This window comes from Trinickia dinghuensis, assembly GCF_003367175.1.
Classification (GTDB): Bacteria; Pseudomonadota; Gammaproteobacteria; order Burkholderiales; family Burkholderiaceae; genus Trinickia; species Trinickia dinghuensis.
The window spans coordinates 200,201-213,793 of sequence record NZ_QRGA01000004.1 but is presented as its reverse complement, the minus strand read 5'-3'; the positions used below and the strand labels follow the sequence as shown (position 1 = coordinate 213,793).

Annotated in this window: 15 protein-coding genes; 3 read left to right on the top strand and 12 right to left on the bottom strand. The window is 64.3% G+C overall.

The features are described 5' to 3' along the window. Positions 1-274 precede the first annotated feature (274 nt). Positions 275-1,270: a DMT family transporter gene (locus DWV00_RS07975; protein WP_115533024.1), complete on the top strand. Its 996-nt coding sequence runs from the start codon at positions 275-277 to the stop codon at positions 1,268-1,270. Here DWV00_RS07975 and DWV00_RS07970 read toward each other — a convergent pair. Both DWV00_RS07970 and DWV00_RS07965 read right to left on the bottom strand, forming a co-directional pair. Continuing rightward, complete coding sequence (locus DWV00_RS07970; protein ID WP_115533023.1) at positions 1,248-1,586, bottom strand: RnfH family protein; 339 nt, start codon at positions 1,584-1,586, stop codon at positions 1,248-1,250. The two genes, DWV00_RS07975 and DWV00_RS07970, sit on opposite strands and share 23 nt — an antisense overlap. Continuing rightward, the gene (locus DWV00_RS07965) at positions 1,583-2,020 is read right to left on the bottom strand and encodes a type II toxin-antitoxin system RatA family toxin (protein WP_115533022.1); all 438 of its coding nucleotides are present in this window, start codon (positions 2,018-2,020) and stop codon (positions 1,583-1,585) included. The genes DWV00_RS07970 and DWV00_RS07965 overlap by 4 nt, the downstream gene beginning before the upstream one ends. A gap of 102 nt (positions 2,021-2,122) precedes the next feature. Here DWV00_RS07965 and smpB point away from each other — a divergent pair, with 102 nt between their 5' ends. Then, positions 2,123-2,569: an SsrA-binding protein SmpB gene (gene smpB, locus DWV00_RS07960; protein ID WP_115533021.1), complete on the top strand. Its 447-nt coding sequence runs from the start codon at positions 2,123-2,125 to the stop codon at positions 2,567-2,569. Positions 2,570-2,612: 43 nt separating this feature from the next. Here the strand turns inward: smpB and DWV00_RS07955 are convergent, their stop codons facing one another. The 3 genes from DWV00_RS07955 to ppsA form a co-directional block, all read right to left on the bottom strand. Further along, positions 2,613-3,551: an SPFH domain-containing protein gene (locus DWV00_RS07955; protein WP_115533020.1), complete on the bottom strand. Its 939-nt coding sequence runs from the start codon at positions 3,549-3,551 to the stop codon at positions 2,613-2,615. A gap of 6 nt (positions 3,552-3,557) precedes the next feature. Continuing rightward, positions 3,558-4,034: an NfeD family protein gene (locus DWV00_RS07950; RefSeq protein WP_115533019.1), complete on the bottom strand. Its 477-nt coding sequence runs from the start codon at positions 4,032-4,034 to the stop codon at positions 3,558-3,560. Positions 4,035-4,133: 99 nt separating this feature from the next. Next, positions 4,134-6,536 (bottom strand): phosphoenolpyruvate synthase, encoded by a 2,403-nt coding sequence (ppsA, locus tag DWV00_RS07945; protein WP_115533018.1) that lies wholly within the window; start codon positions 6,534-6,536, stop codon positions 4,134-4,136. Positions 6,537-6,830: 294 nt separating this feature from the next. On the opposite strand from ppsA, the gene ppsR reads away from it, so the two are divergent. After that, positions 6,831-7,646, top strand: coding sequence for a posphoenolpyruvate synthetase regulatory kinase/phosphorylase PpsR (gene ppsR / locus DWV00_RS07940; RefSeq protein ID WP_115533017.1), 816 nt, complete (start codon positions 6,831-6,833; stop codon positions 7,644-7,646). 128 nt (positions 7,647-7,774) lie between these two features. On the opposite strand, the gene DWV00_RS07935 is transcribed toward ppsR, so the two are convergent. The 7 genes from DWV00_RS07935 to DWV00_RS07905 all read right to left on the bottom strand — a co-directional run bounded on the left by DWV00_RS07935 (position 7,775) and on the right by DWV00_RS07905 (position 13,560). Next, positions 7,775-8,560, bottom strand: coding sequence for a TrmH family RNA methyltransferase (locus DWV00_RS07935; protein ID WP_115533016.1), 786 nt, complete (start codon positions 8,558-8,560; stop codon positions 7,775-7,777). After that, positions 8,557-9,369, bottom strand: coding sequence for a ribonuclease HII (gene rnhB, locus DWV00_RS07930; protein WP_115533015.1), 813 nt, complete (start codon positions 9,367-9,369; stop codon positions 8,557-8,559). Before rnhB ends, DWV00_RS07935 begins: the two co-directional genes overlap by 4 nt. Further along, entirely contained in the window at positions 9,366-10,532 is a 1,167-nt protein-coding gene (gene lpxB / locus DWV00_RS07925; protein WP_115533014.1) for a lipid-A-disaccharide synthase, read from the bottom strand. Before lpxB ends, rnhB begins: the two co-directional genes overlap by 4 nt. A 3-nt stretch (positions 10,533-10,535) precedes the next feature. Continuing rightward, positions 10,536-11,324 carry an acyl-ACP--UDP-N-acetylglucosamine O-acyltransferase gene (gene lpxA / locus DWV00_RS07920; protein WP_115533013.1) on the bottom strand — a complete coding sequence of 263 codons (789 nt, stop codon included), beginning with the start codon at positions 11,322-11,324 and terminating at the stop codon, positions 10,536-10,538. Between the two features lie 19 nt (positions 11,325-11,343). After that, entirely contained in the window at positions 11,344-11,808 is a 465-nt protein-coding gene (gene fabZ / locus DWV00_RS07915; protein WP_115533012.1) for a 3-hydroxyacyl-ACP dehydratase FabZ, read from the bottom strand. Positions 11,809-11,927: 119 nt separating this feature from the next. Continuing rightward, positions 11,928-13,001 (bottom strand): UDP-3-O-(3-hydroxymyristoyl)glucosamine N-acyltransferase, encoded by a 1,074-nt coding sequence (gene lpxD / locus DWV00_RS07910; protein ID WP_115533011.1) that lies wholly within the window; start codon positions 12,999-13,001, stop codon positions 11,928-11,930. 19 nt (positions 13,002-13,020) lie between these two features. Next, on the bottom strand, positions 13,021-13,560 hold the full coding sequence (locus tag DWV00_RS07905; protein ID WP_115533010.1) for an OmpH/Skp family outer membrane protein: 540 nt from the start codon (positions 13,558-13,560) through the stop codon (positions 13,021-13,023). Between the last annotated feature and the right edge of the window lie 33 nt (positions 13,561-13,593).

Genomic DNA, 13,593 nt, shown 5'->3' with positions numbered 1-13,593 from the left:
ACAGCAAGTTAGCGTTTTTTCTGCGCGCGGCGCACGACTCGTTTCGCTTTCCGGTTCGACCCGTGTTCGCGAAAGTTTCGTTTGTTCCGGCCGCGCGTTCGAGCCCCGGGCTTGGTCAGCACAGAGGAAAAGCGGATGCTTCGCGGCGCCGCAAACGACATGCCGCACGCGCCGCACATGCCGCCCACATGCCGCCATTGCAGAATGAAACAAGACGACGGCCCCCGCCCCCGCGTAAGCTTCGCCCGCTGACTTATTTCGAAGGAGAGCGAACATGCGGCGCGGAGTGATGTACGGGATGTTGGCGGGCGCGATATGGGGCACGGTCTTTCTCGTGCCGCGCCTGCTGCCCGATTTCGCGCCGATGCTGCTCGGCGCGGCGCGCTGCATGATGTACGGCCTCGTTTCGGTTGCCGCGGCGCTGCCCATGGCGCGCCGGCTCGCAGGCAAGCTCACGCGCGCCGATCTTTGGGCGGTGGGAAAGCTCGCGCTCGTCGGCAATCTCGTCTACTACGTCTTTTTGACAGCCGGCGTGCATCGGGTCGGGATCGGCCCGACTTCGCTGATCGTCGGCGTGCTGCCCGTCACCGTCACGCTGGCGGGACGGCGCGACGCCGGCGCCGTCCCGCTCGAACGGCTGCGCTGGCCGCTGGCGCTCGTGTTGGCGGGGATCGTCTGCATCAACGTGGATGTATTCGCAGCCGTCCCCTCGCAGCCGGGCGCGGGCGGCGTGCTGGACAAGCTCATCGGCGTGCTGTGCGCCGCCGGCGCGCTCGCCAGCTGGACCTGGTTCGCCGTCGAAAACACCCGCTACTTGCGGCGCAACCCTCATTTCGACGGTAACGAGTGGTCCGTCCTGCTCGGGCTCGCCACGGGCGTGTTTGGCGCTGTCCTGTGGGGCATCTGCTCGCTGGTACCCGGCGCGGCGCAGGCTGCACCGCACGTTGCCGCGCGCTGGCACACGTTCTGGCTGCTCAATCTGGGCCTTGCGGTTGGCGCGTCGTGGTTGGGCACCGCCCTGTGGAACGCCGCATCCAAACGCGTTCCGCTGACCCTTTCCGGCCAGTTGATCGTATTCGAGACACTGTTCGCCCTGCTTTACGGGTTCGTCTACGACGCACGCCTGCCCCGGCCCCTGGAAGCCGCCGCCATCTTGCTGCTGATCGCGGGCGTGTCCTGGTCGGTCCGGCGTCACGATAGTCACGACGACGGGGCCGGACGTCCGGCCCCGATCGATCACGCTGCGCTTACGGTCGGCGCGAATCCTTAGACTGCCACTTGCGACCCTCGATCGAGCCCGCGCGGCGCGTCTTTTCCACGCGGCGCTGGCGCGCCAGCTTCGGATCGACGATGAGCGGCCGATAGATCTCGACGCGGTCGTGATCGGCGAGCAGCGCGTCCAGCGTTGTCGGCTTGCCGAAGATGCCGACCTTGGCCGTGGCGGCATCGATTTCGGGATGCTTGGCGGCGATCGCGCTCGCGGCCAGCGCATCGCGCACGGTGGCGCCGGCCGGGAGCGTCAGCGCGATCAGCGTCTGGGCGTCCGCCCGCGCGTAGCAAACCTCGACGGAAAGCGGCGCGCTCATGGCCGGCCGTAGCGCTCGTCGGCGCGCTTGACGAACGATTCGACGAACGTATTCGCGATGTGATTGAACACGGGCCCGATGAGCTTTTCGAGAATCACGCTCGAGAATTCGTAGTGCAGCGCGAATTCGATCTTGCAGGCATCGGTGCGCAGCGCCGTGAAGCGCCAGTAGCCCGTGAACTTGCGGAACGGGCCGTCGGCGAACTCCATGTCGATACGCGTGGGCCGATCCTGCGTGTTGTGCGTGGCGAAGTGCTGCTTGATGCCCTTGAAGTTGATGTCGATGCGCGCCTCCATCTCGTGCTCGTCCTGCCGGCGAATTTCGACACCCCCGCACCAAGGCAGGAAGTTGGGATAGTCGGCCACGTCGGTGACGAGATCGAACATTCTCTCCGCCGAGTGGCGGATCAACACGGTTTTCTGGACATCTGCCATAAGAAGCACTGCGCGCAGCGGAAGTGGGGCGAGCGTCGCGGCTCGTTGGCCGCCGCTTTGCTAAAATTGCAATTTTAAACGAGTTGGGCGCCGTTCATATTCATGAGCATCATCGACAACAGAAAGGCCTTCTTCGATTACTTCATCGAGGAACGCTACGAAGCGGGGCTCGTGCTCGAGGGATGGGAAGTCAAGGCGCTTCGCGCCGGGCGCGGCCAGATCAAGGAAGGCTACGTCATCATCCGTGACGGCGAGCTGTTCCTGATCGGCGCGCACATCAGCCCGCTGCCCGAGGCGTCGACGCACATCACGCCCGATCCCGTACGCACGCGCAAGCTGCTTTTGCACGGCGACGAAATCAAAAAGCTGATCGGCAAGGTCGAGCAGCGCGGCTACACGCTCGTGCCGCTGAATTTCCATTACAAGGAAGGCCGCGTCAAATGCGAAGTCGGCCTCGCCAAGGGCAAGAAGCTGCACGACAAGCGCGAGACCGAAAAGAAGCGCGATTGGGAACGCGAGAAAGCGCGCATCATGCGTTCGGCGAACTGACGAGGGAGCGGGGGCGCGTCAATCTGTCGCGCCCCTCATGCGCTCAACGCCCGTCCGCCCCGACGGTGCTCTTGCCTCGATTCACGATCGCGAGCGCGGAGGCCACCATCGAACCCAAGTCCGAGAGATTGCCCGGCACGATCAAGGTGTTGCCGGATTTCGCCAGATTGCCGAACGCATTCACGTACTGCTCGGCCACCTTGAGGTTGACGGCGTCCATGCCGCCCGTCGATTGGATCGCCTGAGCGATCTTTTGAATCGCCTGCGCGTTCGCCTCGGCCACCGCCAGAATCGCCGCGGCCTGCCCTTGCGCCAGGTTGATCGCCGCTTGCTTCTCCCCTTCGGATTTCTGGATCGCCGCTTCACGGCCGCCCGAGGCGATGTTGATCTGCTCCTGCTTGCGCCCTTCCGACGCCGCGATCAGCGCGCGCTTTTCCCGCTCAGCCGTGATCTGCGCCTGCATTGCGTGCAAGATCTCCTTGGGCGGCGTCAAATCCTTGATTTCATAGCGCAGCACCTTCACGCCCCAGCTCGAAGCCGCCTCATCGAGCGCGGATACGACGCTATGGTTGATCAGATCGCGCTCCTCGAACGTCTTGTCGAGTTCGAGCTTGCCGATAACAGAACGCAGCGTCGTTTGCGATAGCTGCGTAATGGCCTGCACGTAGTTGCTCGAACCGTACGATGCTTTCATCGCATCGGTCACCTGGAAATAGAGCACGCCGTCGACTTGCAGCTGCGTATTGTCGCGCGTGATGCAGATCTGGCCCGGCACGTCGAGCGGAATCTCCTTGAGCACGTGGCGGTAGGCGACGCGATCGACGAACGGCATGACGATGTTGAGCCCCGGCGCCAGCGTCGCATGATAGCGGCCGAAACGCTCGACGACCCACGCATGCTGCTGCGGCACGCTCTTGATCGTCTGAACGACGATCGAGATCACGACGATGAGCAGCACGACCCCGACGATAGTCATGTCCATGTTTTTTTACTCCTTCGTTGTTGACACGGGTTGATGCGAGCGCGTGGTTGCGCGCCCTTTCTCCACCAAAATGAGGCGGTTGGCCCGCACGGCCGAAATCTCGTAGAAGCGTGCGTCCTCGCGCTCCCCGGGAGCCAATTCGACGTCCCACTGGGCGCCGCGATAGGGCACGCGCGCCCGGCCGTCGTTCCAAGCCTTGACTTCAACCGGCGCGCCGACATCCAAGACGACGTCGGGATTGCTCGACGCATCGCGCTGCTGGCGACGACGGCCGAACCGCGAGCGCCGCAGCGCAACGACCGCGGCCAGCGCGACGAGTGCGGCGCAGACGCACTGCGCCGCAAAGCTCCCTCCGCTCAGCCTCACGAGCGCCCCTGCGATGAACCCGAGCGCGATCATCAACAAGTAGAACGTGCCCGTCAGCAGTTCGGCGACAATCAGCGTCCCCGCGCAGATCCACCAAAGAAAATCGTGCAGCGCCATTTGAATGGTCCCCTCGAAATAAAACGCCCCGGATATACCGGGGCGTTATAGCACGAAGCGAGGCCCGCATTGGTACGCGGGACCATCAACAGGGCATTGTTACTTGGCGGCCTTCGCCAGCGCTTGCCACGTCTCGATAATCGTGTCGGGATTCAGCGAGATCGACGCGATCCCTTCGTCGGCCAGCCACTGCGCGAAGTCGGGGTGATCCGACGGCCCTTGGCCGCAAATTCCGACGTATTTATCCATGCGGCGGCAGGTTTCGATCGCACGCTTGAGCAGGAACTTGACGGCTTCGTCGCGCTCGTCGAAATCGACTGCGAGCAACTCCATGCCCGAGTCGCGATCGAGGCCCAGCGTGAGCTGCGTCAAGTCGTTCGAACCGATCGAGAAGCCGTCGAAATGCTGCAGGAACTGCTCCGCCAGAATCGCATTGGACGGCACTTCGCACATCATGATGAGCCGCAGGCCCTTCTCGCCGCGCTTCAGGCCGAACTTCTCGAGCAAGCCGACCACACGCTCCGCCTGCTTAACGGTACGCACGAACGGCACCATGATTTCGACGTTCGAAAGGCCCATGTCCTCGCGCACGCGCTTCAATGCCAAGCATTCCATCTCGAACGCCTGCGCGAAATCCTGCGCGATGTAGCGCGAGGCGCCGCGGAAGCCGAGCATCGGGTTTTCCTCATCCGGCTCGTAGCGCGAACCGCCGATGAGCTTCTTGTACTCGTTCGACTTGAAGTCGGACAGACGCACGATCACCGGACGCGGATAGAACGCCGCCGCGATCGTCGCGATGCCTTCGGTCAGCTTGTCGACGTAGAACGCACGCGGCGACGCGTGTCCGCGCGCGACGCTCTCGACCGCCTTCTTCAAGTCTTGATCGACGTTCGGGTACTCGAGAATCGCCTTCGGGTGGACACCGATGTTGTTGTTGATGATGAACTCGAGCCGCGCGAGGCCGACGCCGGCGTTCGGCAACTGCGAGAAGTCGAACGCGAGCTGCGGATTGCCGACGTTCATCATGATCTTGACGGGAATCGGCGGCAGTTCGCCGCGCGAGACTTCCGTCACTTCCGTCTCGAGCAGGCCGTCGTAGATCTTGCCTTCGTCGCCTTCCGCGCACGAAACGGTGACGAGCGAGCCGTCCTTCAGCACGTCCGTCGCATCGCCGCAGCCGACCACGGCCGGCACGCCGAGCTCGCGCGCGATGATCGCGGCGTGACAGGTCCGGCCGCCGCGGTTCGTGACGATCGCGGACGCGCGCTTCATCACGGGCTCCCAGTTCGGGTCCGTCATGTCGGCCACGAGCACGTCGCCCGGCTGCACGCGCTCCATCTCCGACGGATCGTGAATCACGCGCACGCGGCCCGCGCCGATCTTCTGGCCGATCGCTCGGCCCGTCGCGAGCACTTGCGACTGGCCGCGCAGCTTGAAGCGCTGCTCGACCTTGCCGTGGCCTTGGCTCTTCACCGTCTCGGGGCGCGCCTGCAGGATGAACAGCTTGCCGTCGCGGCCGTCCTTGCCCCACTCGATGTCCATCGGGCGCTGATAGTGCTTTTCGATGATGACGGCGTATTTGGCGAGCTCGATCACGTCTTCGTCGGTGATCGAGAACCGATTGCGCTGCTCGTGCGACACGTCGATCGTCTTCACGCGGCCCGGCTCGCCCGGCTTCGTGAACTCCATCTTGATGAGCTTGGAGCCGATCGAGCGGCGGATGATCGGATACTTGCCTTGCTCGAGCGTGGTCTTGAAGACGTAGAACTCGTCCGGATTCACCGCCCCTTGCACGACGGTCTCGCCCAAGCCGTAGCTCGAGGTGATGAACACGGCATCCTTGAAGCCCGATTCCGTATCGAGCGTGAACATCACGCCGGCCGCGCCGACGTCGGAACGCACCATGCGCTGAACGCCGGCCGACAAGGCGACTTCCGCGTGCGTGAAGCCCTTGTGGACGCGATAGGAGATTGCGCGGTCGTTGTAGAGCGACGCGAACACGTGCTTCATGCGATCGAGGACGTCCTCGATGCCGACCACGTTCAGATAGCTTTCCTGCTGGCCAGCGAACGAAGCGTCAGGCAAATCTTCGGCCGTTGCCGACGAACGCACGGCGAACGACAGCTCTTCGGGCGAGCCGGCTTGGAGGATGTCGAACTGCGCGCGAATTTCGTCCACGAGGCGCGGCTGCATCGGCGCGTCGACGATCCATGCGCGGATTTCCTTGCCTGCGGCCGCGAGCGCCTTGACGTCGTCGACGTCGAGCGTCTCGAGCCGAGCGGCAATCCGTTCGGTCAAATTGTTGTGTTGGAGGAATTCGCGAAATGCCAGCGCCGTGGTGGCGAAGCCTGTCGGCACGCGCACGCCAGCCTCAGCCAATTGGCTGATCATCTCGCCGAGCGACGCATTCTTGCCGCCCACGATCTCCACATCGGTCATCCGTAGCTGTTCGAACGGAATTACATACGCCTGATCCTTCGTGACGTTTGCTGCGTTAGTCATACAAGCCCCTAAGTGTGAAAAAAATTCACGGTCGCGCGTGTGGGCTTGGTGCGCGCGGGCCAATGGAGCCCTGGCGCGCAGCACGCGAAACCTGTTGGAGAAGCAATCGCCACGCACGGCCGATTGCAATTGCTTATCCAACAGGTTGCCGCTATTCTAACCTGCTTCCATCGCCCTGCTCGCTCTCCTGCGACAAGGGGATGACAAAATGTAAATCGCCGGCACCCCTGCTCGCAAAAACGCGCGAAAATCGCGTTTCCGCCCTCAGCGCCACTGCTTTTGAAGCGTTTGCCGATGCCGCCTACCGTATTCATCGTCTCCGACGGGACGGGGATCACCGCCGAAACGTTCGCGCACTCGATCCTGTCCCAATTCGATCAGAAATTTCGCCTCGTGCGCGTTCCGTTCGTCGATTCGGTCGACAAAGCGTACGCGACGATCGAAAAAATCTCCGAATCCGCCGAACTCGACGGCCGCCGCCCGATCGTCTTCACGACGCTCGTCGACAGCGCCTCGAACGCGATCGTCAAGAATTCGAACGCGCTCGTCCTCGACATCTTCCAACAGTTCGTCGAGCCGCTCGAGCAAGAACTCGAAATGAAGTCGACCCACGCGATCGGCCGTGGGCACCAGAACGCCGATACCGAGGAGTACAAAACGCGGATCGAGGCGATCAACTTCTCGCTCGCTCACGACGACGGGCAGTCGAACCGCAATCTGGCCGATGCCGACGTCATCCTCGTCGGGGTGTCGCGCAGCGGCAAAACGCCGACAAGCCTCTACCTGGCGATGCAATACGGCGTGAAAGCGGCCAACTATCCGTTGATCCCGGAGGACTTCGAGCGCGGCAAGCTGCCCACGCCGCTGATTTCCCATCGGGAGAAGCTATTTGGATTGTCAATCGATCCGCAGCGGTTGTCCGAGATCCGCAACGAGCGGCGCCCGGGCAGCAAATACGCCGCGCCGGAGAATTGCCGCTACGAAATCAACGAAGCGGAAGCGCTGATGCGGCGGGAAGGCATCAAGTGGCTGTCGTCGACGCACAAGTCGATCGAAGAGATCGCGACGACGATCCTGCAGGAAATCAAGCTGGACCGGCCGACTTATTGAGTTAGGCGTTAGCGGGGAGACAAAGACAAGCGCCCCTCTCGGTCGGCCTGCTCGACCGCGGGGCGCCGCGTCACGGGTCCCGTCCCGACGGAGCAAGAGCACACTCAGCCCGCGTCAGAGGCGGCGGCTCAACGGCTCCCGCGCTGCTGGCGGCATTGCTCGAACAAACAGATCGCCGCGGCGGCCGCCACGTTCAGCGACTCCATTCCGCCCGGCTGCGGAATCGTCAGGCGATGCGTGACGGCCCCGCGCCACGCTGCCGACACGCCCGCCCCCTCGTTCCCGAAGACCCAAGCGATCGGCCCCGAGAGGTCGCAATCGTAGAGCGCCTGCGGCGCATGCGAATCGGTGATGGCCGCCGGTACGGCGAGCCGCTCGATCAGGGTCGCGGCTTCGACGTCTTCGTGGACATCGAGCAGGAAATGCGCGCCCATTGCCGAACGCAGCACTTTCGACGACCAAGCGTAGGCCGTACCCGGCGCGCAAAACACCTGCTTCACGCCCGCGGCGGCGGCACTGCGCAAGATCGACCCCACGTTGCCCGCATCCTGGACTCCGTCGAGCACGACGCAGCTTTCCCGCACGCGCTCGGGCAGCGTCGCGCCGATCTTGCGCACGAGCAGCAGCATGCCGACACCATGCACGACGCTCGACAATTGGCCGAACAACGCGTCGGGCAGCACGACGACGCGCTCGGCGTCGACACGCGCGACGATCGCTTGCGCCTCGTCGTGCTGTAGCGCACCTTCCGTCACGATGCATGTTTCGGGTTGCCCCGCGACATCGAGGTAGGCGCCGGCAAGGTGAAAGCCCTCCAACAGCGCTTGGCCGCCCTTCTTTTGCTGATGCGTCGAGGCGGCGAGCGCTTTCACGCGCTTGTAGAGCGGGTTGTCGCGCGAAGTGATCGATTTCACGAAAGCGGACCCTCGCCGACTTCACCGAACGCGTCCTCGCCGAACGCATCCTTACGGAGCTCGACCGCCGCAACGCGGCCGCCGCCGGGCAGCGTCACCTTGACGCCGAGCCGCTCGAACGCCACGCGCACGGGTGCGAACGATCGGCGATGATGCTCGCACGGCCCATGCTCGGTCAGCGCCGCCAAATGCTGGGGCGTGCCGTAGCCGGCATGCGCATCGAAGCCATACACGGGAAACTGCGCGTGCAGTTCGAGCAGCATCCGGTCACGCGTGACTTTCGCCAGGATCGATGCCGCCGAAATCGCGGGCACGAGCGCGTCGCCGCCGATCACCGCCTCGCTGCGTACCGATAGCTGCGGGCAGCGGTTGCCGTCGATGCGCGCGAGCGTCGGCGTCAGCGCCAACCCTTCGACCGCCCGTTTCATGGCCAGCATCGTGGCATGCAAAATATTGAGCCGGTCGATTTCCTCGACGCTCGCCGACGCCACGCAATAGCTGAGCGATCGCTCGACGATCTTCTCGTAGAGTTCCTCGCGCTTCTTGGCGCTCAATGCTTTCGAATCGTCGAGCCCGCGGATGCGCCGCTTCGGATCCAAAATGACGGCGGCCGCGACGACGGGCCCGGCGAGCGGCCCTCGCCCCGCCTCGTCGACGCCGCAAACGACATCGAGCGGCGAACTGAAATCGAGCGCGTCCTGCGATGAAACGCTGCCGCGCTTGGCGCGGCTCGGCGCGCCCGCCGCCGATTCGGCGTTCGAGGCGTCGGATGCCCGTTTCGCACGTGCCGACGGTGGCGAACTCGTCATAGACGCGGCTTCCTTGCTTCGATCACGCGCGCAACCGCTTCGGCTGCACGCTCGGCCGTATTCTTGCGCAGCGTCAGATGCATCTGCGTGAACACCTCGGTCAGCGTGCGCCGATTCGCGTCGTCGCGCAACTGAACGAGCGTGGCATCGGCCAGCGCCTCGGGCGTGGCGAAATGCTGCAGCAACTCCGGCACGACGAACCGCCCGGCCAGGATATTGGGCAAGCCGACGTACGGCAAATACCCCTGCCGGCGCATGATTTGTCCCGTCAACCAAGGCACCTTGTACGAAATCACCATCGGCTTCTTGAGCAGCGCCGCCTCGAGCGTGACCGTGCCGCTCTTCACGAGCACGGCATCGGAGGCCGTCATCGCGCGCTGCGCATCGCCGTCGGTGATCGTCAGCGCGAGACCGGGATGCGCCGCGACGAGCGGCTGCAACAGTTCGCGCAACGCCGGCGTCGCCGCGGGCATGACGAACGTCAGACCCGGCTCGCGGCGCTGCATGATCGCCATCGCCTCGAAAAACGTCTGCCCGATCAAGCCGATCTCCGAGCGCCGGCTGCCCGGCAGCACGGCGACGATCGGCCCCGCCGCGGGCAGGCCCAGCGCCGCGCGCGCACCGGCGACATCGGGTTCGAGCGGGATTTCATCCGCGAGCGGATGACCGACGTAGGTAGCCGGCACGCCGGCCTTTTCGAGCAGCGCCGTCTCGAACGGGAACACGCAGAGCATGTGGTCGACGGCCTTGGCGATCGTCTTGATGCGGCCGCCGCGCCAAGCCCAAATCGACGGGCAAACGAAGTGAATCGAGGCAATGCCGGCCGCGCGCAGCGGCTGCTCGAGCCCGAAATTGAAATCGGGCGCGTCGACGCCAATGAACGCGTGCGGCGGCTCCGCTAGCAGCTGCCGCTTCAGTTCATTGCGAATGCCGAGAATCTCGGGAATGTGGCGCAGCGCTTCGACGTAGCCGCGCACGGCGAGCTTGTCCATCGGCCAATGGGCTTCGAAGCCCTGCGCCGTCATGCGGGGACCGCCGATGCCGTAAAAGCGCGTTGCAGCCGGCAACGTGCGAGCGAGGCCGCCGAGCAGCGAGGCCGCCAGCAAATCGCCGGACGGCTCGCCGGCGACCATCGCGACGCGCAGCGGATTCGATTGCGTCATCGCCTAGCGAATGATGCCGCGCTGCGAGGTTTCGATGAACGTGATCAGCTTGCGCACGTGCTCGTCGCCATCGCCGCCCGCCGTTGCGAGATCCGCAAGCTGCACCTTCGCCTCTTCGAGCGACAAGCCGTTCTTGTACAGCAGCCGGTAGGCGCTGCGCAGCGCGGAGATCGCATCGGCCGAAAAACCGCGCCGGCGCAGCCCTTCGACGTTGATGCCGTGCGGCTCGGCCTTGTTGCCTGCCGCGATGACGAACGGCGGAATGTCCTGCACGAGCGCCGACGCACCGCCTAGCATCGAGTGCTCGCCGATCTTCACGAACTGGTGCACGCCCGACATGCCGCCGACGATCGCCCAATCTCCGATGATGACGTGGCCCGCCATCTGCGCGTTGCTCGACAAGATGACGTGGCTGCCGACGTGGCAATCGTGACCGATATGGACGTACGCCATGATCCAGTTGTCGTCGCCGAGCGTCGTCACGCCGCCGTCTTGGACGGTACCGGTATGGATCGTCGTGAATTCGCGGATCGTGTTTCGATCGCCGACCACGAGCCGCGTGGGCTCGCCCTGATACTTCATGTCCTGCGGCCGGCCGCCGACGGACGCGTAGTGGCCGATCCGATTGTCGGCACCGAGCGTCGTATAGCCTTCGATGACGCTGTGCGAACCGACGGTCGTGCGGGCACCGATCGTCACGTTTGCGCCGACGACCGCGTACGGCCCGATTTCGACGTCTTCGCCGAGTTGCGCGCCCGGCTCGATGATCGCAGTGGGATGAATCCTGCTCATGCGCTTTTGGCCCTTCTCGTCACTCGTTCGTGTGCTTGACCGTGCACATCAGTTCGGCTTCGGCGGCGGTGGCGCCGTCGACTTCCGCGCGCGCCTTGAACTTCCAGATGCCGCGCATGTAGCGCTCGAACGTCACGTTCAGAATCAGTTGATCGCCCGGCTCGACGACGCGCTTGAAGCGCGCACCGTCGATACCGACGAAGTAGTACAGCGTCGTTTCGGGATCGTGCTCGCGCGGCTCCTCGGCGAACGTCAGGAGCGCCGCCGTCTGCGCGAGCGCTTCGAGGATCAGCACGCCGGGCATAACGGGACGCTGCGGGAAATGCCCCATGAAGTACGGCTCGTTGATCGACACGTTCTTCAACGCCTTGATGCTCTTGTGCGGCTCGAGCTCGAGCACCCGGTCCACGAGCAGGATCGGGTAGCGATGCGGCAGCAGCGTAAGAATCTTATGGATGTCGAGATTGATTTTTTCAGTGCTCATGGTGTGTCTGCTCCACGCAATGTTCTCGCGCGGGTGATTGACTGCGGATACCGATCGCGGCGCTTGGGATGCGCCGCTGCCCGAGCGCCGCCGCGCCGTGCGGTACTCGGGCGCTTGCCTTACGCGTTGCCCCCTCGCTCGGCCAGTGTGGCTTCGAGTGCCTTGATGCGCTCGCGCATCTTGTCCAGATTGCGCATCAGCGCCGCGCTCTTGTTCCATTCGGCGTGGCCGACGGCGGGGAATGCGCTCGTGTAGATGCCGGGCTTGAGCAGCGACTTCGACACGCCCGATTTCGCGGTCACGATGACGAAATCGGCCAGCGTGACGTGCCCGGCGACGCCGACCGCCCCGCCGATCATGCAATGGCGGCCGATCGTCGTGCTGCCGGCGATCCCGGCGCAACCCGCGATCACGGTATACGCACCGATCTTGCAGTTGTGGCCGATTTGAACCTGATTGTCGATCTTCACGCAATCCTCGATGACCGTGTCGGCCATCGCACCGCGATCGATCGTCGTATTGGCGCCAATTTCGACGTCGGCACCGATCGTGACGGCCCCGACCTGCGGAATCTTGACCCAGCTGCCCGTACGCGCTTCGCCCTCGCCCACGAAATCGGGCGCGAAGCCGAAGCCGTCGGAGCCGATGACCGCCCCGGCGTGCACGATGGCGCGCAGCCCGATCTTGCAGCCATGGTAGACGGCCACGTTCGGGTACAGATGGGAATCTTCGCCGATGCGCGCGCCGCGCCCGATCGTGACGTTCGCGTCGATCCGTGCTCGCGCGCCGACAACGGCACCCGCCTCGATCACGACGTGCGGTCCGACGACGGCATCGGGCGCCACCTGCGCGCCGGGATCGATGACCGCGCTCGGATGGATGCCGGCCACCGCTTTGGGCGCCGCCAAGTCGATGAACCACTGGGCGACCCGCGCGAAGTAAGCGTACGGGTTCGGCGTGACGATGAAGTTACGTCCCTCGCGCGAAGGAAGCTTAGCCAAATCGTCAGGCGCGATCAGAACCGCGCCGGCCTGCGTCGTATCGACTTGCGACAGGTACTTCGGGTTGGCGAGAAACGCCAGTTGATGCGGCTGCGCCTGATCGAGCGGCGCCAGGCCCGCGACCTTCAAGGCCGCGTCGCCGACGATTTCGCCGCCGAAACGCTGCGCGATTTGCTCGAGCGTCAATGCCATTCGCGTACCACTCCGTCGTTCAGTTCGTCGCGGCCGGGCTCGAGGCGGCGAGCGCTTTCAGCACCTGATCGGTGATGTCGATACGCGGGCTCACGTAGACGGCTTCCTGCACGATCAGATCGTAGTGTTGCTGCTCGGCGATCTGCTTGATCACCTTGTTCGCCCGCTCGAGCACGGCGGCCAGCTCCTCGTTGCGGCGCTGGTTCAAGTCCTCGCGGAATTCTCGCTGCTTGCGCTGAAAATCGCTGTCGAGCTGCGACAGCTGGGCTTGCTTGGCCGCGCGGTCCGTCGCCGACATCGATGCGCCGTTCTTGTCGAGCTGGTCTGACAGCGTCTTCAGACGGCTCGCCATGTCCTGCAGATCCTTATCGCGCTTCGCGAATTCCGCTTCGAGCTTGAGCTGGGCAGCTTTGGCCGCCGCCGATTCACGCAGGATGCGATCGGAATTGACCGCTGCGATGCGGGCCTCTTGAGCTTGCGCGACGCCGGCCACCGCGGCGAGCGCCCCCGCTAGCACCACGGCACCCAACACGCGTCTGATAAACGTACCAGTTTGCAAAATCTTCCTCTCGATGCTGGACAGGGTATGGCG